General features: G+C 65.1%; 25 protein-coding genes. 7 read left to right on the top strand and 18 right to left on the bottom strand.

Going from position 1 to position 20,999, the window contains the following annotated elements; genetic code table 11:
* Positions 1-267: 267 nt before the first annotated feature.
* The gene (locus ACSQ1X_RS07625) at positions 268-828 is read left to right on the top strand and encodes an eCIS core domain-containing protein (protein ID WP_436057226.1); all 561 of its coding nucleotides are present in this window, start codon (positions 268-270) and stop codon (positions 826-828) included.
* Between the two features lies 1 nt (position 829).
* On the top strand, positions 830-1,474 hold the full coding sequence (locus ACSQ1X_RS07620; RefSeq protein ID WP_436057225.1) for an SIMPL domain-containing protein: 645 nt from the start codon (positions 830-832) through the stop codon (positions 1,472-1,474).
* A 63-nt stretch (positions 1,475-1,537) separates the two neighbouring features.
* Here ACSQ1X_RS07620 and pcp read toward each other — a convergent pair whose 3' ends face one another.
* Complete coding sequence (gene pcp, locus ACSQ1X_RS07615) at positions 1,538-2,188, bottom strand: pyroglutamyl-peptidase I (RefSeq protein WP_436057224.1); 651 nt, start codon at positions 2,186-2,188, stop codon at positions 1,538-1,540.
* A 78-nt stretch (positions 2,189-2,266) separates the two neighbouring features.
* On the opposite strand from pcp, the gene ACSQ1X_RS07610 reads away from it, so the two are divergent.
* The gene (locus tag ACSQ1X_RS07610; protein WP_436057223.1) at positions 2,267-3,400 is read left to right on the top strand and encodes an Rv2578c family radical SAM protein; all 1,134 of its coding nucleotides are present in this window, start codon (positions 2,267-2,269) and stop codon (positions 3,398-3,400) included.
* A gap of 120 nt (positions 3,401-3,520) precedes the next feature.
* Here ACSQ1X_RS07610 and ACSQ1X_RS07605 read toward each other — a convergent pair whose 3' ends face one another.
* The 4 genes from ACSQ1X_RS07605 to ACSQ1X_RS07590 form a co-directional block, all read right to left on the bottom strand.
* Positions 3,521-4,324: a MetQ/NlpA family ABC transporter substrate-binding protein gene (locus tag ACSQ1X_RS07605; protein WP_055798284.1), complete on the bottom strand. Its 804-nt coding sequence runs from the start codon at positions 4,322-4,324 to the stop codon at positions 3,521-3,523.
* Between the two features lie 86 nt (positions 4,325-4,410).
* Complete coding sequence (locus ACSQ1X_RS07600; protein WP_436057222.1) at positions 4,411-5,112, bottom strand: methionine ABC transporter permease; 702 nt, start codon at positions 5,110-5,112, stop codon at positions 4,411-4,413.
* On the bottom strand, positions 5,109-6,089 hold the full coding sequence (locus ACSQ1X_RS07595) for a methionine ABC transporter ATP-binding protein (RefSeq protein WP_436057221.1): 981 nt from the start codon (positions 6,087-6,089) through the stop codon (positions 5,109-5,111). Before ACSQ1X_RS07595 ends, ACSQ1X_RS07600 begins: the two co-directional genes overlap by 4 nt.
* 159 nt (positions 6,090-6,248) lie before the next feature.
* Entirely contained in the window at positions 6,249-6,701 is a 453-nt protein-coding gene (locus ACSQ1X_RS07590; protein WP_055798293.1) for a (deoxy)nucleoside triphosphate pyrophosphohydrolase, read from the bottom strand.
* A gap of 179 nt (positions 6,702-6,880) precedes the next feature.
* Here ACSQ1X_RS07590 and ACSQ1X_RS07585 point away from each other — a divergent pair, with 179 nt between their 5' ends.
* Complete coding sequence (locus ACSQ1X_RS07585; protein WP_436057220.1) at positions 6,881-8,092, top strand: MFS transporter; 1,212 nt, start codon at positions 6,881-6,883, stop codon at positions 8,090-8,092.
* A 62-nt stretch (positions 8,093-8,154) separates the two neighbouring features.
* On the opposite strand, the gene ACSQ1X_RS07580 is transcribed toward ACSQ1X_RS07585, so the two are convergent.
* Positions 8,155-9,072, bottom strand: coding sequence for a cation diffusion facilitator family transporter (locus ACSQ1X_RS07580; RefSeq protein WP_436057219.1), 918 nt, complete (start codon positions 9,070-9,072; stop codon positions 8,155-8,157).
* Positions 9,073-9,302: 230 nt separating this feature from the next.
* Between ACSQ1X_RS07580 and ACSQ1X_RS07575 the strand changes: the two genes are divergently transcribed.
* On the top strand, positions 9,303-9,569 hold the full coding sequence (locus tag ACSQ1X_RS07575) for a GlsB/YeaQ/YmgE family stress response membrane protein (protein ID WP_043480193.1): 267 nt from the start codon (positions 9,303-9,305) through the stop codon (positions 9,567-9,569).
* Positions 9,570-9,659: 90 nt separating this feature from the next.
* On the opposite strand, the gene ACSQ1X_RS07570 is transcribed toward ACSQ1X_RS07575, so the two are convergent.
* From ACSQ1X_RS07570 to infC, 4 genes are all read right to left on the bottom strand, one after another.
* Positions 9,660-10,556 carry a TrmH family RNA methyltransferase gene (locus tag ACSQ1X_RS07570; RefSeq protein ID WP_055798305.1) on the bottom strand — a complete coding sequence of 299 codons (897 nt, stop codon included), beginning with the start codon at positions 10,554-10,556 and terminating at the stop codon, positions 9,660-9,662.
* A 47-nt stretch (positions 10,557-10,603) separates the two neighbouring features.
* On the bottom strand, positions 10,604-11,062 hold the full coding sequence (gene rplT, locus ACSQ1X_RS07565; protein WP_028271928.1) for a 50S ribosomal protein L20: 459 nt from the start codon (positions 11,060-11,062) through the stop codon (positions 10,604-10,606).
* Between the two features lie 118 nt (positions 11,063-11,180).
* Positions 11,181-11,375, bottom strand: a complete 195-nt coding sequence (gene rpmI, locus ACSQ1X_RS07560) for a 50S ribosomal protein L35 (protein WP_009358635.1) — start codon at positions 11,373-11,375, stop codon at positions 11,181-11,183.
* 116 nt (positions 11,376-11,491) lie between these two features.
* Entirely contained in the window at positions 11,492-12,685 is a 1,194-nt protein-coding gene (gene infC / locus ACSQ1X_RS07555; protein WP_436059290.1) for a translation initiation factor IF-3, read from the bottom strand.
* Between the two features lie 288 nt (positions 12,686-12,973).
* Here infC and ACSQ1X_RS07550 point away from each other — a divergent pair, with 288 nt between their 5' ends.
* Complete coding sequence (locus ACSQ1X_RS07550; RefSeq protein WP_055798310.1) at positions 12,974-13,372, top strand: DUF1844 domain-containing protein; 399 nt, start codon at positions 12,974-12,976, stop codon at positions 13,370-13,372.
* A gap of 177 nt (positions 13,373-13,549) precedes the next feature.
* Here ACSQ1X_RS07550 and ACSQ1X_RS07545 read toward each other — a convergent pair whose 3' ends face one another.
* The 8 genes from ACSQ1X_RS07545 to ACSQ1X_RS07510 all read right to left on the bottom strand — a co-directional run bounded on the left by ACSQ1X_RS07545 (position 13,550) and on the right by ACSQ1X_RS07510 (position 19,827).
* Positions 13,550-14,851 carry an MFS transporter gene (locus tag ACSQ1X_RS07545; RefSeq protein WP_436057218.1) on the bottom strand — a complete coding sequence of 434 codons (1,302 nt, stop codon included), beginning with the start codon at positions 14,849-14,851 and terminating at the stop codon, positions 13,550-13,552.
* Between the two features lie 57 nt (positions 14,852-14,908).
* On the bottom strand, positions 14,909-15,808 hold the full coding sequence (locus tag ACSQ1X_RS07540) for an SseB family protein (RefSeq protein WP_436057217.1): 900 nt from the start codon (positions 15,806-15,808) through the stop codon (positions 14,909-14,911).
* Between the two features lie 13 nt (positions 15,809-15,821).
* Positions 15,822-16,568: a bifunctional 1-(5-phosphoribosyl)-5-((5-phosphoribosylamino)methylideneamino)imidazole-4-carboxamide isomerase/phosphoribosylanthranilate isomerase PriA gene (gene priA / locus ACSQ1X_RS07535; RefSeq protein WP_028271933.1), complete on the bottom strand. Its 747-nt coding sequence runs from the start codon at positions 16,566-16,568 to the stop codon at positions 15,822-15,824.
* A gap of 56 nt (positions 16,569-16,624) precedes the next feature.
* Entirely contained in the window at positions 16,625-16,783 is a 159-nt protein-coding gene (locus ACSQ1X_RS07530) for a hypothetical protein (protein ID WP_200939306.1), read from the bottom strand.
* A complete protein-coding gene (gene hisH / locus ACSQ1X_RS07525) occupies positions 16,784-17,545 on the bottom strand; it encodes an imidazole glycerol phosphate synthase subunit HisH (protein WP_436057216.1) in 762 nt (253 codons plus the stop codon). It lies immediately after the preceding gene.
* Positions 17,542-18,168 (bottom strand): imidazoleglycerol-phosphate dehydratase HisB, encoded by a 627-nt coding sequence (gene hisB / locus ACSQ1X_RS07520; RefSeq protein WP_028271935.1) that lies wholly within the window; start codon positions 18,166-18,168, stop codon positions 17,542-17,544. Before hisB ends, hisH begins: the two co-directional genes overlap by 4 nt.
* Before the next feature lie 88 nt (positions 18,169-18,256).
* Entirely contained in the window at positions 18,257-19,375 is a 1,119-nt protein-coding gene (locus ACSQ1X_RS07515) for a histidinol-phosphate transaminase (protein WP_436057215.1), read from the bottom strand.
* 77 nt (positions 19,376-19,452) lie between these two features.
* The gene (locus ACSQ1X_RS07510) at positions 19,453-19,827 is read right to left on the bottom strand and encodes a LysM peptidoglycan-binding domain-containing protein (protein WP_436057214.1); all 375 of its coding nucleotides are present in this window, start codon (positions 19,825-19,827) and stop codon (positions 19,453-19,455) included.
* Positions 19,828-20,237: 410 nt separating this feature from the next.
* Here ACSQ1X_RS07510 and lexA point away from each other — a divergent pair, with 410 nt between their 5' ends.
* Positions 20,238-20,987 carry a transcriptional repressor LexA gene (gene lexA / locus ACSQ1X_RS07505; protein ID WP_436057213.1) on the top strand — a complete coding sequence of 250 codons (750 nt, stop codon included), beginning with the start codon at positions 20,238-20,240 and terminating at the stop codon, positions 20,985-20,987.
* The last annotated feature ends 12 nt before the right edge of the window (positions 20,988-20,999 follow it).

The raw sequence follows: 20,999 nt of genomic DNA, 5'->3' as shown, positions 1-20,999 counted from the left end.
TAGCTACGAGTCGGGTCTCGCCAGCGAGCTGTCCAGCTGCATTCGGGTCCACCGGCAGCGTGTCCGTCACTGGCTTGTCGTTCCGCACGGCCCTTCAGGGGCCGCGTGAAGTGACAAAGGGCAGGGCTCGCCGGTATTCGTCCGGCGGGCACTCTCCCCCAGTCTAGTTGAAGGCGCAACCCTGAACGCGCCAGAGCACGGACGTGACGCCCCCGCAGGCGGGTGGTAGGAGGGACGGGGATTACCGCCTCCCGCTACCATGGCCTCATGACCTCCGGACAGCGGCTTCGGCAGATCGCCAACGTGCTGAATGCAACGACTCTCCTGGGCCTGTTGCTGGCCAGGTGCGCCGGGACGGCTGTGCGCCCCGGTCCGGGCGGCCTGCTGATCGCCACGGGCTACCGGTGGCGGCTCCCCTTCGCCCAGGCGTTCACGGTGGGCAACGTGGTGCTGTTCCGGGCGGAGGCGCCGGAGGCGCTGTCCAACAAGCTTCTGCTGGGCCACGAGGAGCGGCACAGCAGCCAGTACGCCTGGTGCCTGGGCCTGCCGTTCCTGCCGCTGTATTTCATCGCGGCCGGGTGGTCGCAGCTGCGGACGGGCAACCCGGGGTCCGCCAACGTCTTTGAACGCCTCGCCGGGCTGGAGGCCGGCGGTTACATGGACCGGCACGTCCGCGAAGCGGGCAATGCAGCGGACACCAAAACGGACGGCCGCCGGGCGGTTCACCGCCCGTTGGGCAACCGTACGTTGGGCAACCGCTCGTTAGGCAAAGGCAGACCAGGCAAACGCCGCAAGGGCAACGCCGCTCCCGATGGAATTGAGGCTTGAGATGACCGACATCGCCAGGACCGTCACAGTAACCGGCTCCGGAACTGCCGAAGCTGTGCCGGACCTACTGACCGTCTCCATCGGCGTGGAGTGCCGCCAGGAGGACGTGGGCGCTGCGTATGCGGCAGCAGGCAGGGCCTCGGCCGCGATTTCGGCGGTCCTGCGTGAGCACGGCGTCCCGGACGCGGACATCAGCACCTCGGGCCTCAACGTCCGGGCGGACGTGGTGTGGAAAGAGGGCCAGGGCCAGACGGTGACGGGGTACGTTGCATCAAGCGTCCTGGCGGTGCGGCTCCGCGATGTTCCCGGTTCCTCGGACGTCATCTCAGCGGCCGTGGCCGCGGGCGGCAACGATGTCCGGCTGAACGGACTGGAGCTCGGGTTCGCAGATCCGGCCGCAGTCACGGCGCATGCCCGCGAAGCCGCCTGGCAGGATGCCCTCGCCACCGCCACACAGTTTGCCTCGCTGGCCGGAACCGAACTCGGACCGGTTGTTTCCGTCACCCAGCAGCCCGCGGCGTCGGCTCCGATTCCGGTGGCGAAGATGCAGCGCGCCATGGCCACAGACTCCGTAGGGATCGAGGCCGGGCAGTCGAGCGTGTCGGCGACAGTGGGCGTCGTCTGGGAGCTTCGCGACCGCAGCTAGCGCCGCGGCCGGCGAGCGCAGCTGCAGGTTAGCGGACTGTGCCGGGTTAGTGGACTGTGCCGGTTAGTGGACTGTGCCTGCGGACAGCTTGAGGTCCGCCGTCGTGGCCAGGGCGGTACGGACGACGACGGCGAGCGCCTCCGCCATCACGGCTGAGGGCAGCGACGGAGTACCGCTGCCTTTGGGAACCTGCCCGGTCTCATACGGGACATGAACGAAGCCGCCCCGCGTTGCGGAGGCACCGGTTCCGGCGTTCAGCGAGTGCATCAGGGCGTAAAAAATATGGTTGCAGACGTAGGTGCCGGCGCTTTGGGAAACCTCGGCCGGGATCCCGGCGGTTCGAAGTGCCCCCAGCGCAGCCTTCACGGGCAGTGAGCTGAAATAGGCTGCCGGGCCGCCGGGGACCACTTCCTCGTCCACGGGGCGGTTTCCGGCATTGTCCGGGATGCGGGCGTCGTCGCAGTTGATGGCGACGCGCTCCAGGGAGATCCGAGGCCGTCCGCCGGCCTGGCCGACGCAGACAACAAGATCAGGGCTATGGCGCCGCAGGGCATCCTCCAGCACCGTGACGGATTGCCCGAACACGCACGGGAGTTCCAGGGCAGCGACGGCGTGGCCCTCCGCCTTCAGGATTTCCGAAGCGGCCGCTGCGGCGGTCCAGGACGGGTTGGTGGTTTCGCCGCCGAACGGTTCGAACCCGGTCAGGAGAATCATGGGCCCAGCGTAGCAAGACCACCCGCACGGGTGGCCCGGGCCTTGACTTATATTCGAACATACCTTCGAATAGTAACCATGAGATGGGACGCACAAGCACTCCGGCCGGCGCCTGCGGGCAACAACGCAGACAACAGCGCAAGCAACGCGACAGCAGCCGCCCCAGCCGTTGACGCGTTGCTGCCGCTGGCCGGGCTCGTGCGTTCCGTCTCAACCCCCGAATTTGCCGGGGTCACATTCCATGAGGTCACCGCTAAATCGGTGCTCAACAAAGTGGCGGCCGGTTCCCGCATGCCCTTTGAATGGACCGTTAATCCCTATCGCGGCTGCAGCCATGCCTGCGTCTATTGTTTTGCCCGCAAGAGCCACACCTATCTGGACTTTGATGCCGGCCTGGATTTTGACAGCCAGGTGGTGGTTAAGATCAACGCTGCCGACGTCCTGCGGAAGGAACTTGCCAAGCCTTCCTGGGGTCATCACCACGTGGCCCTGGGCACCAACACGGATCCATACCAGCGCGCCGAGGGCCGCTATCAGCTGATGCCCGGAATCATCCGCGCGCTTGCCGATTCAGGAACGCCGCTGTCCATCCTCACCAAGGGGACCCTGCTGGCCAGGGACATCCCGCTGCTGAAGCACGCCGCCGCACAGGTGCCGGTCGGGATCGGGATTTCGCTGGCCATGACGGACGAGCAGCTGTCCGAGGCAGTCGAGCCCGGCACGCCGGGACCCAGGGCGCGGCTCAAGCTGGTCTCGAGGCTGCGTGAAGCCGGCTTGCCGTGCGGCGTCATGGCGATGCCCATCCTGCCGTGGCTTTCCGACAGCGACGACGCCCTGGACTCACTCTTTGGTTCACTCGCCGCGGCAGGCGCTACCGGTGTTACGGCCGGCGCCCTTTACCTGAAGCCGGGTACGCGTGAGTGGTTCATGCAATGGATCGCGGCCCGACACCCCGAACTGGCGGGCCGCTACCGCAGGCTGTACGGCACAGGGTCCTATGCATCCAAGGAATACCGCGAATGGCTCGCAGGACGGATCCGCTACTTCAAGGCCCGGCACGGCTTTTCCGGTTCGCACGGCTTCAGCCACCGCGACCTGGCCCAGGACGCCAGGGACGAAGAAGCACAGTATCCGGCCGGCAGCATGCCCGAAGCCCGTACCGGCCCGGGCGCGAATTCCGTTGTGGGATCCGCGCAGCCCACGCTGTTCTGACCGTGCACTCCAACCCTGCGGGCTAAACGCTTCCGGCTCCGGTCCTGCCATGGGCAGGGCCGGAGCCGGAGTGCTTTCCTGAGTGTCCAGGACGGGTTGCGTGGCCGGAATGGCTGGCGGTTAGCTTGCCGGGATGACCAGGCCCTTGAACTTCGTGTTGATGAAGTCCTTCATCTCCTGCGAGGTCAGGATCTTGAACAGCTTCTGCACGCGCGGGTCGTCCTTCATTTCAGCCTTGACCGCCAGGACGTTGTAGTACGCACTGTCCTTGCCCTCCACGAGCAACTGCTTGTCGGCGCTCAGCCCGGCGGGCAAGGCGAAGGCCAGCGTAACGATCGCGGCGTCCTTGTCATTGAGAGCCTGCGGAAGGCTGGCGTTCTCGATCTCCGTGAACTCCAGGTTTTTCGGGTTCGCCTTGACGTCCTTGAGCGTGATCGGGTTTTCGGTGACTTCAATGAGCCCCTTCGACGCCAGCAGTTTGAGGGCGCGGGACTCGTTGGTGGGGTCGTTGGGGATCGCCACCGAAGCGCCGTCGGGAAGGGCATCCAGGCTGGCGATGTCGTTGGAGTAAAGGGCCATCGGGGGCAGATAGACCTTGCCGACACTCACGAGGTTCTTGCCGGAAGCCTTGTTGTAGGTTTCCAGGAAGGTCGAATTCTGGAACAGGTTGGCGTCAATGTCGCCGTCGCTTACAGCGGGGTTCGGCGTGTTGTAGTCGCTGAACTCCTTGTACTCCACCGTGAGGCCTTCCTTGGGGGCGAGTTCACGCTGGACGTGCTTGAGCATGTCGCCGGCCGGCACCGCCAGGGCACCCACTTTGATGGTTTCGGCGGATCCGGCAGAGCTGCCGGCGCCGCAGGCAGACAGAGCGAGGATTGCGGCTACTCCGGTTGCGGCGGCTTTCAGGACGTGTGATCGGAACATTGGAACTCTTTCGCGGAATGGATCATGTGGGGGAAATGAAGCATGAGGGAGCACCGGCGCGGTTCTTACCGCCGGGTGAAGAGCCGCTATCGGTGCGACAGGCGGCGTGCGGCGAAGTTGCCGAGGGACTGGAAGACCTGTACCAGCAGGATCAGCAGGATCACTACACCGAACATGTACTCGGGGCTGTAACGCTGATAGCCGTAGCGGAAGGCAACGTCGCCCAGTCCGCCGCCGCCGACGGCGCCCACCATGGCGGAGTATCCGATCAGTCCGACGACAGTGGTGGACAGCCCGAGCGCCAGGGCAGGAACGGCCTCGGCCACCATCACCCTGGTCAGGATGGTCCACCGGGTGGCACCCAACGATTCGGCGGCTTCGATCAGCCCCCGGGGAACTTCGCGGATGCCGATCTCCACGAGGCGAGCGAAGAAGGGGATGCCGGCGATGGTCAGCGGCACGATGGCGGCTGTTGCGCCGATGAAGGAGCCCACCAGCAGTCGGGTGAAGGGAATCAGTAGGATCATCAGGATGATGAACGGGACGGACCGGCCAATGTTTACTGCCACGTCCAGCAGGCGGTTGATGACCGTGCCGAGGGTCCTGCTGCCGAACGGCTTGGCGAGGAGCCCTCCGGGCTCGGTGGTCACGAGGAGGACACCGGCGGCCAGGCCGAACACCACCGTGAACAGCAGGCTGAAGCCAACCGTGTAGAACGTCTCGCCTGTGCCCTTGAGTATCGTCTCGAACAGGTCCCGCCAGAAGTACGGGTCGTCGCGGTCGATCATTTAATGACCTCCACAAAGAGTCCCTGGGTGCGAAGGTCGGCCACTGCAGCGGCAACCGCCGATGCTTCGCCCGGAAGTTCCAGCCGGGTGCGGCCGGTCTGCCGGCCATGGATGGTTTCCACGGCCGCGCCGAGGATCCCGACGTCGATGCCGTGCCGGCGGGCGAGCCGCGCAATGACCGGACTGTCGGAGGTGGCTCCGGTGAAGGTGATTTCGATGATGGTGTTGTCCGTTTCCGGTATGTCGCCGAGCGGGAAGAGCGCGTGACCCAGCAAGGACTTCTCGGTGGTCAGCAACTGCTCCACGGGCCCCTGTTCCAGGACCCTGCCCTCGCTCATGACGGCGGCCGCGTCGCAGATGCGCTTGACCACGTCCATTTCGTGCGTGATGAGCAGGACCGTGAGGCCCATGTCCTTGCTGAGCTGCCGGATGAGGTCCAGGATCTGGGTGGTGGTTTCGGGGTCCAGCGCGGAAGTTGCCTCGTCGCTGAGCAGAACGGATGGCTTGGATGCCAGCGCGCGGGCAATCCCGACCCGCTGCTTTTGGCCGCCGGACAGCTGTGCCGGATACGCGGCCGCTTTGCCGTGGAGTCCCACCCGCTCGAGTATTTCCAAAGCCTGTGACCGCCGCGCGGCGCGCCCCACTCCGGTAATTTCGAGGGACAGCTCCACGTTGGCCTGCACGGTCCGGCTGCTGAGCAAGTTGAAATGCTGGAAGATCATGCCGATGTTGTGCCGCGCGGTGCGCAGCCCGGCACCGGTCAGGCAGGTGACGTCGCGGCCGTCCACCACGACAGATCCGGAATCCGGGCGCTCCAGCGAATTGATGGTGCGGATCAGGGTGCTCTTGCCGGCACCGCTTTGGCCGACGACGCCGAAGATCTCACCGCGCCCGACTGTCAGCGAAACGTCGTCGAGCGCACGGACCGCCGTCTCACCGGAGCCGTAGCTCTTCGACACCCGTTCTACGGAAATCATGGGGCTCCCTGTGATGGCTCAAAATCCTCGCGGAACGATTGTCCGCAAAAGCGGGTGCGGACAACGTCCGCACCCAACCTAAGAATTCTGCCAAGAAGCCATAGAACGCGCCCAATCCGAATTTATTCCGCCGAAACGGGTTTCAGCACTCGGATAATTTCACGAATCCAGCGGAAGCCGCTCTGAACCGGCAACCGCGGCCAGCAGGGCCCGGACAATCGGGAAATCCGCCGGGATCCAAGGGAGGGTGAGAGCTTCGTCACTTTCCGCCAGGCTGATCCAGCGCAGTTCGTCGTGGTCTTCAAGCGGGCGGGGCTCGCCGTCCGCGATCTCGGCAAACCAGACGCGCATGGCGGCTTTGGAGTTGAGCGGCCAGCCCGCAGCGGATTCCGCCAGCAGCTCAGCGCCCAGCCGGACGCCGATGCCCAGTTCTTCCCGGAGCTCGCGGTGCAGGGCGTCTTCGGCAGCTTCGAGCGGCTCCACCTTGCCGCCCGGGAACTCCCACATCCCGGCGAACTGGGGAGGCGCCGTCCGGCGTGCCACCAGGAGCCGGGCCGGGGCGCTCAGGGAATCCACAACAGCTCCGCCAACAACATTGATCAGTCCAGTCACCGCAACAGTCTATGGGGGACAATGGTGGTGGCAGGTTCCGCCGGCGTCGTCCCCGAACGGCAGTCACCCAAATACGGCGACCCGGAATACGGCCCCCTCCCCCATCGTTGCAGTAATCAGATTTTATGCTTCGTGCTGACTAAATCCCCCATGAACCAGACCTTTCGAAAAGCAGGCCAATGACCTCCACGCCCACCCTCAGCCCCGCCAAGCCGAAGGCCGGAACCCGCCACCTCGCCTTGGCCATCGTGTCCCTCGCGATGGGTGGTTTCGGTATCGGCGTCACTGAATTCACCATGATGGGGCTGCTCAAGGAGGTGGAACAGGGCCTGAACATCGGCACTCCCGAGGCCGGCCACCTCATCTCGGCCTACGCGCTCGGCGTCGTGATCGGAGCGCCGCTCCTGGCAGCCGTCGGTGCCAAGCTTCCCCGCAAACACCTCGCACTGGGCCTCATGCTGTTCTTCAGCCTCGCCAATCTCACCTCGTTTATCGCTCCGGACTACGGCACCATGCTCGTGTCCCGGTTCGCGGCCGGCCTGCCTCACGGAGCTTTCTTCGGCGTGGCGGCCGTCATTGCCGCTTCACTGGTTGCGCCGACGAAGCGGGGATGGGCGATTTCCATGGTGATGGCCGGATTGACCATCTCAAACGTCGTCGGGGTTCCATTCGCCACCTGGCTCGGCCAGGCGTTCGGCTGGCGCCTGCTGTTTGTGCTCGTCGGTGTGATCGGGCTGGTTACCCTTGCCATGCTCTGGAAGTTCGTCCCGTTCCAGGAAGCGCACCCGGACGCCAGCATCCGGCGGGAACTTGGCGCCCTGAAGCGGCTCCAGGTGTGGCTCGCCATCCTCATCGGCATTGTGGGTTTCGGCGGGTTCTTCGCCACGTACACCTACATCGCGCACACCATGACGTCCGTGGCGGGAATCCCGGCGTCGTTCCTCCCCCTGGTGGTGGCCCTCTACGGACTGGGCATGGTCGCCGGCAACATCGTGGGCGGCCGCATCGCGGACAAGTCAGTGATGGGCACCATCTATTGGGTCCTGCCCGGAATCGCCGTCGCCCTGGTGGTGTATGCCGTGGCCGTCCACTGGCCGTGGTCCGCTTTTGTGATGGTGTTTGTGGTGGGCGGTGCCGGCTCACTGCTGGTGCCCGCCCTGCAGACCCGGCTGCTCGATGCCTCCCCCGACGCCCCGTCGCTGGCATCCTCGCTGAACCACGCAGCCCTGAACGTTGCCAACGCGCTCGGCGCCTTCCTCGGCGGCCTGGTCATCGCCTGGGGCTGGGGCTATGTCGCACCGGCACTCGTCGGCGCCGTGCTGGCGGTTCTGGGACTTGGCGTTGCCGTAATCAGCGGCCTGCTGGAACGCAAAAGGCCGCTGGTCTCCTAGCCTGCCCCAGGCAGGTTTCGGTCCAGCGGCCCCGTGCGGGCGTTCAAACCCCGCAGCGCGTATCAGACGTGAACACGCTCCACGTCGGGTTCAAGGTAGATGACCCGCGCGATGGGCACGGCTTCGCGGATCCGGCTTTCGGCGTCGTCGATCACCGTGGCGATCTCCGCGCCGGTGGCGGCGGCGCCGACGCTGATCTTGGCCGCCACCAACAGTTCTTCCGGACCCAGGTGAAGGGTCTTCAGGTGGATGATCCTGGTTCCGTCGGCCTCCAGCGCGGTGCTGATCCTGGCGACGTCCGCCTTGGTGGCCGATTCCCCGAGCAGCAGCGACTTGGTTTCCAGGGCAAGAACGATGGCGATGGCAACCAGCAGGAAACCGATCATCGCGGTTCCCAGGGCGTCCCAGATGCCGTCGCCGGTAATCAGCGTCAGGCCCACACCGAACAGCGCGAACACCAGGCCCAGCAGCGCACCCAGGTCCTCCAACAGGATGACGGGGAGCTCCGGCTGTTTGGCGTTGCGGACGAAGTGCACCCAGCTCTGCTTGCCGCGGATGTGGTTTGACTCAATGATTGCCGTCCGGAACGAGAAGGACTCGGCGATGATCGCCCCGATCAGCACGGCCAGCGGAACCCACCAGAAGTCGCCCTCGATGGCATGCGGGTGCTGAATCTTCCCCCACGCCTCGTACAGTGCAAACAGGCCGCCCACACTGAACAGCACAATCGACACGATGAACGCATAGATGTAGCGCTCGCGTCCGTAGCCAAAGGGGTGCTCGGGGCTTGCGGCACGCTTGGCGCGCTTGCCGCCCACCAGCAGGAGGATCTGGTTGCCGGAGTCGGCGACGGAGTGGATGGCTTCGGCCAGCATGGACGACGACAGCGTCAGGATGAAAGCGACGAACTTCAGTACAGCGATGGTCAGGTTTGCAGCCAGAGCCGCGACGATCGCCTTGGTACCGCCATTTGCAGCCAAGTGAGCTTCACCTCTTCAGGAATTGCCGGAAAATTGCAGGTGCGATCACCGCGCAATGCTGATGCCCGCAAGGAATACGCTACCTGCCCGCCGCTCCCGGACACACCACGGGTCACAGCGGATGACACCAAAAACATTGAAACTAAGCCTGCTGACAAGGAAACACACCTGTGTTAGCTTGAACATAATCGGGACCCGTAGTGAGTTCCGACGATTATGTAGGAGGAGACATGGGCTTTCTTGGCTGGATCATTCTCGGACTCATTGTAGGAGCAATCGTCAAGGCAATCATGCCTGGTAAGGTCGGCGGCGGCTGGGTCACCAGCCTCGTGCTTGGTGTTGTCGGCGCCATTGTCGGCGGCTGGATCGGCGACCTGTTGTTCGGCGGCGGCAAAATGGAATTCTGGAACCTCGGTTCCTGGCTTCTCGCCATCGTCGGCGGCCTCGTAGTAGCCGGCATCTACGGATTCATCACCGGCCGCAGCAAGACCACATAATTTCACCCACCACCGCTGAGGGCACGCAGGTGCCTGAAAGTGAAGATTACGACGGCGGGGCCCACCGGAAGGCGGGCCCCGCTTTTTCGTTCAGGCCCGCTTCTGCGAACGCGCACTTGCGTAAAGGCACACCGTGGCCGCGGTGCCGACGTTGAGGCTTTCCGCGGCCCCGTAGACCGGGACGGCCACACGGTGGTCCGCCAGCGCGAGTTCAGCCTCGGACAGTCCCTGGGCTTCGTTGCCGAACAACCAGGCGGTGGGACGTTCGAGCTCGTACGCGGAGGCGGTGCCGGAGGCGCCCAGCCGTCGGGCCGCGTTTTCGTCCTGGAGCTGGTCAAGGTCCAGCTGGCCGTATCCGTCGGCGGCCAGGATGCCGATGCCGCGTTCGCGGCAGGCGGTGGCCAGGTCGGCGAGGTCCGTTCCCAGCACCACGGGGAGGTGGAACAGTGAGCCAGCGGTGGAGCGGACAGCCTTGGGGTTGTAAATGTCCACGCTGGAGGCTGTCAGGACTACGGCGTCGGCGCCGGCGGCATCGGCTGCCCGCAGTACTGTGCCCGCATTTCCGGGGTCCCGCACCTGGCACAGAACGGCGATCAGCCGGGGACCGGCGTCGAGCACTGCGTTAAGGTCCACATCCACAAAGGCGCAGACGGCGATGATGCCCTGGGGATTGACGGTATCCGCCATCGCGGCAAGTACCTCGTCGGTAGCGAGCCGTGCGTTGACGCCCTCGGCAAGTTCATCAAACTCGGGATAGCGGTCCAGGCAGCTCTCGCTCGCGAACACTTCCTGGACCACACCAGGCTCCCCCGCGGCAGTCCTCTTCTGGTGGAGCACCAGGGCCTCCCGGACAGCCTGCGGGCCCTCGGCCAGGAACTGCCCGCGCTTTAAACGGGCCGGGCGCCCTGCAAGCTTTGCCACATCCCGCACCCGATCAGCTCGGGGGTTGGAGAGTGGAAAGTCTTGCGGGCGCCCGGTTTCGTTCATATAAGAACTTTAGTGGCTATTGCCACCGGTCCTTGAACGGAGGAATGCTACTTGGCAGCCTTTTCGGCGGCCGGCTTCTTTGCAGCCTTCGCCTTGGGTGCCTTTGCCTTCGGGGCGGCATCGTCCGAGACGGCCGGCGCGGAAGTGTCAGCAGGCAGCGAGTCCTTGGCGATCTGTACCAGCGCAGCAAAGGCGTTGGCGTCAGAAACAGCAAGTTCGGCCAGCATACGGCGGTCAACCTCGACCTCAGCGGCCTTCAGGCCCTGGATCAGACGGTTGTAGGTCAGGCCGTTGGCGCGGGATGCAGCGTTGATACGCTGGATCCACAGGCGGCGGAAGTCGCCCTTCTTCTTTTTGCGGTCGCCGTAGCTGTACACAAACGAGTGCAGCAGCTGCTCTTTGGCCTTGCGGTACAGGCGTGAACGCTGTCCACGGTAGCCCTTTGCGCGCTCAAGGATAACCCGGCGCTTCTTGTGGGCGTTGACCGCCCTCTTCACACGTGCCACGTGCGTACTCCTTCGAAAATCTGATCCCAAGCATCTACTGCCGGAACAACCGGCTGGCCTGAGAAGCCTTTTTGGTAGTTGACCGCTGCCAGGTGGCAACAGTCAGAGAACTTGGAACTTAGATGCCGAGCATCTTCCGGATGACCTTGGCGTCGCCCTTGAAGACGATCTTGTCGCCGGCGAGGCGACGGGTCAGCCTGGAGGATTTGTGCTCGAGGTAGTGGCGGCGGTTGGCCTGCTGGCGGCGCAGCTTGCCGCTGCCGGTCAGCTTGAAGCGCTTCTTAGCACCACTGTGGGTCTTCATCTTCGGCATGGGAACCGATCTCCTTACGTATCCGCAGACAAGTCTGCAGTCTTTCGTGCAGCCACCCCTGCGGGCGGCGTGCTGGTTGCTTGCTGTGCTCGGGCGATGCTTCGCACAGCTTTGAACTAGTTAGTCTTCTTGCTGCCCGGTTTGGGAGCAGCAGGCCGTGCTGCAGGCTTGGGTGCCGCAGGCCGTGCTACCGGCTTGGGCGGCGGCGCAGGTACGCCGGCCGGCTTCGGCGCCACAGGGGCAGCCTCTGCGGGCTTCGGTGCAACCGGTGCCTTGGCCACAGCGGGCCTGCTTACCGCAGGACGCGGTGCTGCCGCTGCCCTGGGGGCTTCGCGCTTCGGTGCTTCCTGCTTCGGTGCTTCCTGCTTCGGGGCTTCCTTGACGGGCGCCGCCTGCTTCGGAGCTTCCTGCTTGGGTGCTTCCTTGACGGGCGCTGCCTGCTTCGGAGCTTCCTCAGCCGGAACTTCCTGCTTCGGCTCTTCCTTGACCGGCGCTTCGGCTTCCGGGGCCGCAACCGTTTCTGCAGGTGCCTCGGCGCTGGTTGAAGCCGCAGCCTCAGTGCTCGCCTCGGGTGCTGCTTCTTCAGTCGTTACGGCAAAACCCTCAGGAAGCAGGTCCGCAAGGGACTGCGTCATGGCGGGCTGGTCGCGGCTGACGTCCACCCGGCCGGTGGCCTTGGCTTCGTTCTGGGCCTTGGCCTCTGCGCGCTGCGTCGCACGGCGAGCCTCAGCCTTGGCCTCAGCCTTGTTCTTCAGCGGACCAACAACCATGACCATGTTGCGGCCGTCGATGCGGGGGCTGGACTCGACAACGCCAACTTCGGCGACATCGTCGGCGAAGCGCTGGAGCAGGCGGATGCCCATTTCCGGACGCTGCTGCTCGCGGCCGCGGAACTGGATCATGGCCTTGACCTTGTCCCCGGCGCCGAGGAAGCGGAGGGCGTGGCCGCGCTTGGTCTCGTAGTCGTGGGTGTCGATCTTCAGCCGGAAACGGATTTCCTTCAGAACCGTGTTGGTCTGGTTCTTCCGGGCCTCGCGTGCCTTGACGGCGGCTTCGTACTTGTACTTGCCGAAGTCCATCAGCTTGCACACCGGAGGCTTGGCCTGCGGTGCAACTTCAACGAGATCAAGGTCGGACTCGGCAGCCAAACGCAGGGCATCCTCAATACGGACGATTCCTACCTGTTCACCTGCAGGGCCGACCAGCCGCACCTCGGGGACGCGGATACGCTCATTGATTCTTGGCTCGCTAATGTTAGAACTCCTGTGGTTGAGATGAGTACTCCACCGGCAAATAGAGAAGGCCCCCAATTGCCGGAGCAATCGAAGGCCTCGAAGATCGGATGTACACCGCCTCCGGGGAGGCTGTACGCGTTCCACGCAACTGACGCTGCTGTGGACCGCCCGACCAGGTACCCGGCAACCTTGCTTCCGCGGGAAATTGCTTCCGGGAAAACGGCTGACGCGGGTGGGAGAGAACTCCGCTTGCAAACTGAAAGTCAATCCTACCGAAGGAACCCCAAAAACTGCACATTGGCAGTTACGAGTTTCACATAGCAAAATAACGACATTCAGTCGGTCTGTGACAAGCTTACCAGTATGAGCACTTCAGACAGTAATTCACACGTTTTCGAGCCCGCCTCCGGTCAGCGGGACGGCCAGGAGCAGGTCTCGCAGCAGATCCGGGACATCTCCGAGGTTCCCGCCATCGAGGTCATCACCACCGCCGCTGTGCACCTGATGAGCGCGTCGGCCGTCAAGCTCGGCCTTGCCGCCGAGGACAATGCCGAGGAGCTCAAGGACCTGGACGAGGCCCGCAAGCTGATCACCGCGCTGGCCGGACTCGTGACTGCTGCCGCGCCGGAAATTGGTTCCCAGCACGCCGGTCCGTTGCGCGACGGACTGCGCTCCCTGCAGCTGGCCTTCCGCGAAGAGTCGATCATTCCTGACGCCCCGGGGAAGGGCCCGGGGGAAAAGTACACCGGCCCGGTCAACTAGGCGCTAATTCAGGCTTTTCACCGGCATATCGACGGCGGCGTGCGGACCAATCGGGTCTGCCCGCCGCCGTCGTCGTTTGAGTCCCGTCGGTTGAGTCCCGTCGTAAGAGATCCGCGTTGTCGTATCTGACCGGTGGCCTCAATCCTTCCGCCGGGTCAGGCGGGCTCCTGCCCCGCGCTAGGTGAGCAGGCCGCGCCGGCGGCGATGGCGCAGCAGCACCAGGCCGAACAGGCAGAGGACAACGCCCGCCGCACCCACCGAGACAAAACCGGCGGACGGTCCGATTCCGTCAATGAAAACACCGGCCAGCGGAGCGCCGAGGGCCACCCCGGCAGTCAGCGCAGATCCGTACCAGCCCATGGCCTCGCCGCGGCGGCGCTCCTCCACGAGCTCGGCCACTTTTTCCGAGGCAGAGGAAAGGACCGGCGCGCACAGCAGCCCGGGCAGCAGCGAAAGCAGGCACAGTGTCAGCGTGTCCCGGGCGAAGCCCATCGGGATGGTGAGGGCAGCCATGCCAAGCAACAGGATAATCGGGGAAACCGGCCGGTGCATGGCGCCGTAAAGGAGCCCGCCGACCACGGAAGCCGCGCACCAGAAGACAAAGACCAGGCCAATCTCCGCCTGGTGCCCGCCGGTTTCCAAAGCGGCAACAATTCCCACGTCAGTGCCGCTGAGGACCATTCCGGCCCCGGCGGCCACAGCGAAGACCGCTGCCACCGCGGCGGTGAACCAGGCAAAGTTGTGTGCCACCCTGTGACGCAGCCCCAAGCGGCGGAGCTCACTGGACGCCACCGGAGCAAGTTCGGCAGCAGCCTCCTGCAGGTGTGCCGGAGCCGCCGCGACGACCGCCACTTCCGCGCCTTCCTGCTGGTCCGTTTCGTACTCGTCATCCGGCACTGCGCTTCGCGTCGGCGGGTTGAACCACATCAGGAACAGGCCGGCCACGGACGTGCACACACCCACAACCGTCAGTCCGGCAACCGAATAACCGGCGGTAGCCACAATGGCGCCGGCCGCAGGGCCGAGCATGAAGACCAGCTCCGTGGCGATCGCATCCAGCGCGAAGGCCGTCCGCCGCTGCTCGCCGCTTGCCAGCACGCCCAGCGACTGGCGCACCACGCTGAAGATTGGCAGCGTGAGGAGTCCCCCGACGAACACCAGCGCCAGCAGCCACTCATAGGAGACGTGCGGCACCACGGACCAGATGACGGTCTCGGAAACGACGGAAGGAATCAGCGCCTTGCGAAGACCGACGGTATCCACCCGGCGACCGCGCCAGGGGGCCCCGACGGCGATGCCAATGGTCATTACCGCTGCCGCTGCACCGGCGGCGGCATACCCCTCGCCCAGCGTGAGGACGATGTGCAGGGTCAGCAGTACCCCGGCCGCCGAATGCGGTATGCGGGCTATCATTCCGACGGTCAGCAGTAGCCTGATGGGCCTGACTGCAAGGAGCTCCTTGTAAAGAGCGAAATTCACGGGCTTTGTCCTTCATCCTGCCGACGACAGGACGGGATGTGTCCCGTCTACCGTCAGCTACTCGGCTGCGCGCAGCAACTTTACCTCTATCGAGTCAACCCGCTCGGCGAAGACCGCATTCCGGGACCACTCGGCATTGAGTCCGGACACAACTGCCTGGACACCGGCAGCATCCAGGCCGTCGGCCAGGTACAGCACGACACGGAGCTCCGGCCCCGGACCGCCGCCGGGGACAACGGCACCGCCGGCTGTTGACGACGCGACGCCGCCGCCCGGCTCGAGTTCCACGCGCCTTACCGGCGGATAGCCTGCCGTTGCTTCCGCCATTGCGCGTGCAAGCTCCGGGTCTGCGTAGGACGGCAGCCACTCCTGCTGCTGGGCGAGAGCCCAGACGGCCGGCCGACGGACAACGAACGTGTACTCGGAACCGGGATCCAGCACCAGGAGTTCGGCGCCTTCGGCCACCGCGGACAGTGCGGCCCTCGCGGCATAGACAGCCACGGGCCGGGCCTGCGGGTGCCACGCTTCCAACGCCGTTGCCGACGTGAAGACGGGAAGGGCGGTCCGTCCGTCCGGTGCTTTCAGCGTTACGAGCGCCATGTCCGCCTGCTTATCCCCGTGAAGCCGGTCGGCGTGCGTCCCGTGGTCGCTTTCTTCGGCCAGCCGGGCAACGATCGGAACAAACACCCGGGCAGTGGCCAGGGATGCCACCACGGCAGCCTCGTCGCCGGCAGCGGAGCGCAGGGCGTCAACCGCGGCGAGGTAACCGGCATCGGCCGTGCCGTCGTCGTCCTCGAAGTTGTGGATCTTCGCATCCTCGCCGGCGAAGCTGCGGCCGGCCCAGGGCTGGCCGGCGGAATCCGTGGCCCCGCCTGAGCCGGCAAGCGCAGCGGCGATGTGGCCGGGCAGCTGCCGGGGTGCCGGGGGTCGCTGTTCCGCTGGAGGTCGCTGATCCATGGTGGTTGCCGGGCTAGCGGCGGCCTGCTACGTCAAGCGCTTCCGGCAGCGTGAAGGCACCGGCGTACAGGGCCTTGCCCACGATGGCACCTTCAACGCCCAGCGGCACGAGGGAGCGCAGCACCTTGAGGTCCTCCAGGCTGGAGATACCGCCGGAGGCCACCACCGGCTTGCCGGTCTTCTCCACCATCTGGCGGAGCAGCTCAACGTTGGGGCCCTGCAGGGTGCCGTCCTTGGTGACGTCCGTGACCACGTAGCGGGCGCAGCCGGCTTCTTCGAGCCGTGCCAGCACGTCCCACAGGTCGCCGCCTTCCTTCGTCCAGCCGCGGCCCGCCAAAGTTGTTCCGCGGACGTCGAGCCCGACAGCGATCTTGTCGCCAAAGCGGTCGATGGCGCGTGCAGTCCACTCCGGGTTTTCAAGGGCCGCCGTGCCCAGGTTCACCCGGGCGACGCCCAGGTCCAGGGCCTTCTCGAGTGATTCGTCGTCGCGCAGGCCGCCGGACAGTTCAACGTTGATGTCCAGCCGGCCCACCACTTCGCGGAGCAGTTCGGCGTTGGAGCCGCGGCCAAAGGCTGCATCCAGGTCCACCAGGTGTACCCACTCGGCACCCTGCTCCTGCCAGTTGAGTGCAGCTTCCAGCGGCGTGCCGTAACTCGTCTCGCTACCGGCCTCGCCCTGGACCAGGCGGACCGCCTGGCCGTTGACGACGTCGACGGCGGGGAGCAGTTCCAGGACGGGCAGCGGCGTTTCGGTGGTCATCTTCAGGTCCTCAGGTTGTAGTGAAGCTGTGGTGGGCAGGCAGGGTGCGGGCGCGGCTAGTTGGCCGGCAGGGTAAGAAGGTACGCGGCCAGCAGCGACATTCCGGCCAGAACGTAGAAAACGACCTGGGTCCAGAGCGGCTTGTGTTGCTGCCTGAAGGACAGCGCCCCGCCAACCAGCAGGCCGGCGACGCCCGTCAGGACTATCGACCACATCTAGGCGGCCGGTCCGGTACGGGCGGGAGTGGCTGCTGTTGCTGCCGCTTTGCCGGGGCGCAGGCTGTTGACCCAGTTGCGGAGGAGCCGGGCTCCGGCGTCGCCGGACTTTTCCGGGTGGAACTGGGTGGCGCACAGCGGCCCGTTCTCCACGGCGGCGATGAACGGTGCGCCGTGCTCGGACCAGGTGACCAGCGGGGCAGCCATGCGGGGCTGGATGACGTCGAAGTCCCAGTGCTGCACACCGTAGGAGTGGACGAAGTAGAAGCGCTCGTTTTCAACGCCCTCGAAGAGCCGGGATCCTTCCGGAACCTTAACCGTGTTCCAGCCCATGTGGGGTACAACCTCGGCAGGAAGCAGTTCCACCTTGCCGGGCCACTCCCCCATGCCTTCGGCTTCGGTGCCGTGCTCGACGCCGGCCTCAAAAAGCACCTGGAGTCCCACGCAGATGCCGAGTACGGGACGGCCGCCGGCAACACGCCGGCCGATCATCCGGATGGCGTCCACTGCCTTGAGCTCGCGCATGACCGTTTCGAAGGCTCCGACGCCGGGAACCAGCAGTCCGTCGGCATTCAGGACGTCCTCGGGCTTGGCGCTGAGGATGACTTCGGCGCCCGCACGCTCAAGCGCACGGACGGCTGAGCGGACGTTGCCGGAGCCGTAGTCCAGGACTGTGACGGTGGGTTTACCGTCGGGTGAGGCCGGCTTCGCGCTTCCGGCAGGATCCAGGATTGCCCCGTCCCGGAGGACCGGGCCGGTCACAGCGCACCCTTGGTGGAGGGGATGCCCTCTACGCGGGGGTCCGGCTCCACGGCTGCGCGCAGAGCACGCGCGAAGGCTTTGAACTGGGCTTCCACAATGTGGTGGGGGTCCCGGCCGGCGATGACGTTCATATGCAGGCAGATGCCGGCGTGCAGGGTGATCGCCTCGAAGACGTGGCGGGTCAGCGAACCGGTGAAGTGGCCGCCGATCAGGTGGTATTCCTGCCCGGCGGGCTCTCCGCCGTGCACCAGGTAGGGACGCCCGGAGACATCGACGACGGCGTGGGCAAGGGCCTCGTCCAGGGGAACCGTGGCTTCGCCGAAACGGCGGATCCCGGCCTTGTTGCCCAAGGCGGTACGAAGCACCTCGCCAAAGGTGATGGCGACGTCCTCCACCGTGTGGTGGACGTCGATGTGGATGTCACCGGTCGCCTTTACGGTCATGTCGATGAGCGAGTGCTTGCACAATGCGGTCAGCATGTGGTCGTAGAACGGAACCGAGGTGCTGATGTCCGAGATGCCCGTGCCATCAAGGTTGATCTCGACGAGCACGGACGATTCGCTCGTGGAACGCTCCATGCGTGCGGTCCGGGCCTCGGCAGCAATGGATCCGGTGGTGCTCATGTGTTGTGTCCTTTGGATGTAAGGAGAAATACCGTCGGGGTGGAAGTCTGGGAACTGGTTCCCTGGGGAACCGGGGTCTGACTCCAGTTTAGGCCGGGACGCTGGGCTGCCCGGTCAGGATCAGTTCCAGGGCTTCCAGGAAGGCTGTGGTTTCCGTCTCAGTGCCTGCCGTGACGCGCAGGTGGCCGGGGATTCCGACATCGCGGATCAGGACGCCGGCGTCGAGCAATCCCTGCCATACTCCGCGGGGGTCCTCGAGGCCGCCAAAGAAGACGTAGTTCGAGTCGGATGCGGCGGGCTTGAGTCCCATCCGGGTTAGCTCCGTGACGATCCGGTCGCGCTGCCGCTTGATGTCTTCGACGTCGGCCATGAGGGCCTCGCGGTGTGTCAGGGCGGCCAGGCCGGTCGCCTGAGTGATGGCGGACAGGTGGTACGGCAGCCGAACGAGCCGCAGTGCGTCCGTAACCTCGGGGGCGGCCGCCATGTAGCCGAGCCTTGCACCGGCCAAGGCAAAGGCCTTGCTCATGGTCCGGGACACGATCAGGCGCTCACGGCCCGGCAGGAGGGTGAGGGCGCTGGGCGTGCCGTCGTGCGCAAACTCGTGGTACGCCTCATCGACGATCACGACTGTCTGGCTGGCCTCGCCCGCGGCATAGACGGCTTCGACCACATCCAGTCCCAGGCCCGTGCCGGTGGGGTTGTTCGGTGAACACAGGAAAACGATGTTGGGCTGGAGTTCCCGGACCTGACGGGCCGCTGACTCCGCACTGAGGCCATAGTCGTCCGCACGCCGGCCAACGATGTAACCCGTATCGGTGCCGCTGGCCAGCAAGGGGTACATGGAATACGTGGGCGGGAACCCGAGGGCGGTACGCCCCGGCCCGCCAAACGCCTGCAGTATCTGCTGCAGCACTTCATTGGACCCGTTGGCGGCCCAGATGTTGTCAGCGGCCAGGCCGTGGCCAAGGTACTCCGCCAGCCGCTCACGCAGTTCGGTGAACTCCCGGTCCGGGTAGCGGTTCAGTCCCGCCGCGGCAGCGGTCACAGCCTCGGAGATGGCGGCGAGGACGTCGGCCGGAACGCCATGGGTGTTTTCGTTGACGTTGAGCAGGATGGGAACATCCAGCTGCGGCGCACCGTACGGGCTCAGGCCCCGAAGGTTGGTCCGGAGGGGAAGTCGGTTCAGTCGCTCTAGCTGGTCAGTCACTTCAACAGTTTAAGTGAGGGTGGCCGGGCCGCCGAAACTGTGACGCCGCCGGCCGGCCGGGAGCAGGTTTTGGCGCCCTAGTTTGAGGGGACAAAGATCTGCTGGCCCGGCATGACCCTGCCGCCGTCGAGGTTGTTGAGCTGGACGATGTCGGCCACGACATCCCGGGGGTCGCGTTCGGGGGCCACGGATCCTGCGATCTCCCAGAGGGACTGCCCCGGCTGGACCGTCACCGACACGGTGGGGGTCAAGGACAGCTCGGACGCGGAATCCGCCGCCTTCGCCGGCGAGTTCAGGAAGCCGGCGAGCGAGATCAGCAGCACGGACACCAGGATCAGCGGAATCCCGACGAGGACGATGCGCCCGCGGCGGGTCAGTCGGAGGGGCGGCTGCGAGGACCTGGCCTTCGCCGTCCTAACGGCCGGACGTTCCTCCCAGTTGAAGCCCTGCATGGGAGATTCCGCGCCATGGTGCCCCAAACCCTGCTTGGCCGAACCATCATGACGCGAACCGTGAAAAGCACTTGTAACTGACATGAACTGAGCCCTCCTGGACCTGACTGTGCTGCCCGCTGTGTTCCTGAAGCTGACGTCCGCCCGTTCCGGTTTTCGAACATAGAACCGAAAGAACTTCGCTACTAGAACACATATTCGAACTTTACTGGTTCTGTTCTAGCACTTATTAACGAACATTGTCGAGACTCACTAGAACAAATGTTTGAAAAACCTGTGGGGCTGGCCTACGTTTGAGCTACAGAACAACCACTTCTGCAGTTGATCAGCAGGGTCTGACATTTTCAGGCCGGAAGTTCCCGGCACCTGCAGCGACGGAGGCCGGGGAGAACGGAAAGGCGTTGGCGAACATGGCAGCACAAGCCACCGGCGGCAGGGCTACGCAGCGGAGCCAGCAGTCATCACCGAAGCCGAAGGGCCTCACAGTACGTCAGAAGAAAATTCTGGAAACGATCCAGCGCTCCGTCAACGACAACGGCTACCCGCCGTCCATGCGTGAAATCGGCGACACCGTGGGACTGGCCAGCCTGTCCAGCGTCACCCACCAGCTCTCGCAGCTTGAGAAGCTGGGCTACCTCCGCCGCGATCCCAAGCGGCCGCGTGCCATGGAGGTCCTGATGCCGCTGACCTTGGACGAGGGGACAGCCAAAATCACCGGCGTGGAAAAGCCTGCCCGGCTGCGCACAGTAGGCGGATTGGCTGTATCCGAACTTGCCACGGCAACGGATACGGCCATGGTCCCCCTTGTCGGGCGGATCGCTGCCGGCGGGCCGATCCTGGCTGACCAGGTCGTCGAGGACCTCATGCCGCTGCCACGGCAGCTGGTGGGCCACGGTGAGCTTTTTATGCTGAAGGTGTCCGGCGATTCCATGATCGACGCAGCGATCTGCGACGGTGACTGGGTTGTGGTGCGCCAGCAGAGCGACGCCGCCAACGGCGACATCGTTGCCGCCCTCCTCGATGATGAAGCCACGGTCAAAACGTTCCGTCAGCGGGACGGCCACACCTGGTTGCTGCCGCAGAACACGCAGTACGAGCCCATCCTGGGCGACCACGCAACCATCATGGGCAAGGTCGTCTCAGTCCTTCGCTCGCTCTAGCAGCCCGCCGTA

The organism is Arthrobacter sp. LjRoot78, assembly GCF_964254335.1.
GTDB lineage: Bacteria > Actinomycetota > Actinomycetes > Actinomycetales > Micrococcaceae > Arthrobacter.
This window is presented reverse-complemented; position numbering and strand designations above follow the sequence as displayed.

What these genes read in the sequence shown, in the direction of transcription:
- rpmI (WP_009358635.1), bottom strand. Translation starts at nt 11,375, where the DNA reads ATGCCGAAGATGAAGACCCACAGTGGTGCTAAGAAGCGCTTCAAGCTG.
- ACSQ1X_RS07550 (WP_055798310.1), top strand. Translation starts at nt 12,974, where the DNA reads ATGAGCACTTCAGACAGTAATTCACACGTTTTCGAGCCCGCCTCCGGT.
- ACSQ1X_RS07595 (WP_436057221.1), bottom strand. Translation starts at nt 6,089, where the DNA reads ATGATTTCCGTAGAACGGGTGTCGAAGAGCTACGGCTCCGGTGAGACG.
- ACSQ1X_RS07620 (WP_436057225.1), top strand. Translation starts at nt 830, where the DNA reads ATGACCGACATCGCCAGGACCGTCACAGTAACCGGCTCCGGAACTGCC.
- ACSQ1X_RS07605 (WP_055798284.1), bottom strand. Translation starts at nt 4,324, where the DNA reads ATGTTCCGATCACACGTCCTGAAAGCCGCCGCAACCGGAGTAGCCGCA.
- ACSQ1X_RS07585 (WP_436057220.1), top strand. Translation starts at nt 6,881, where the DNA reads ATGACCTCCACGCCCACCCTCAGCCCCGCCAAGCCGAAGGCCGGAACC.
- hisB (WP_028271935.1), bottom strand. Translation starts at nt 18,168, where the DNA reads ATGAGCACCACCGGATCCATTGCTGCCGAGGCCCGGACCGCACGCATG.
- ACSQ1X_RS07510 (WP_436057214.1), bottom strand. Translation starts at nt 19,827, where the DNA reads ATGCAGGGCTTCAACTGGGAGGAACGTCCGGCCGTTAGGACGGCGAAG.
- ACSQ1X_RS07540 (WP_436057217.1), bottom strand. Translation starts at nt 15,808, where the DNA reads ATGGATCAGCGACCTCCAGCGGAACAGCGACCCCCGGCACCCCGGCAG.
- pcp (WP_436057224.1), bottom strand. Translation starts at nt 2,188, where the DNA reads ATGATTCTCCTGACCGGGTTCGAACCGTTCGGCGGCGAAACCACCAAC.
- ACSQ1X_RS07625 (WP_436057226.1), top strand. Translation starts at nt 268, where the DNA reads ATGACCTCCGGACAGCGGCTTCGGCAGATCGCCAACGTGCTGAATGCA.
- priA (WP_028271933.1), bottom strand. Translation starts at nt 16,568, where the DNA reads ATGACCACCGAAACGCCGCTGCCCGTCCTGGAACTGCTCCCCGCCGTC.
- ACSQ1X_RS07600 (WP_436057222.1), bottom strand. Translation starts at nt 5,112, where the DNA reads ATGATCGACCGCGACGACCCGTACTTCTGGCGGGACCTGTTCGAGACG.
- ACSQ1X_RS07610 (WP_436057223.1), top strand. Translation starts at nt 2,267, where the DNA reads ATGAGATGGGACGCACAAGCACTCCGGCCGGCGCCTGCGGGCAACAAC.
- ACSQ1X_RS07575 (WP_043480193.1), top strand. Translation starts at nt 9,303, where the DNA reads ATGGGCTTTCTTGGCTGGATCATTCTCGGACTCATTGTAGGAGCAATC.
- lexA (WP_436057213.1), top strand. Translation starts at nt 20,238, where the DNA reads ATGGCAGCACAAGCCACCGGCGGCAGGGCTACGCAGCGGAGCCAGCAG.
- ACSQ1X_RS07570 (WP_055798305.1), bottom strand. Translation starts at nt 10,556, where the DNA reads ATGAACGAAACCGGGCGCCCGCAAGACTTTCCACTCTCCAACCCCCGA.
- ACSQ1X_RS07530 (WP_200939306.1), bottom strand. Translation starts at nt 16,783, where the DNA reads ATGTGGTCGATAGTCCTGACGGGCGTCGCCGGCCTGCTGGTTGGCGGG.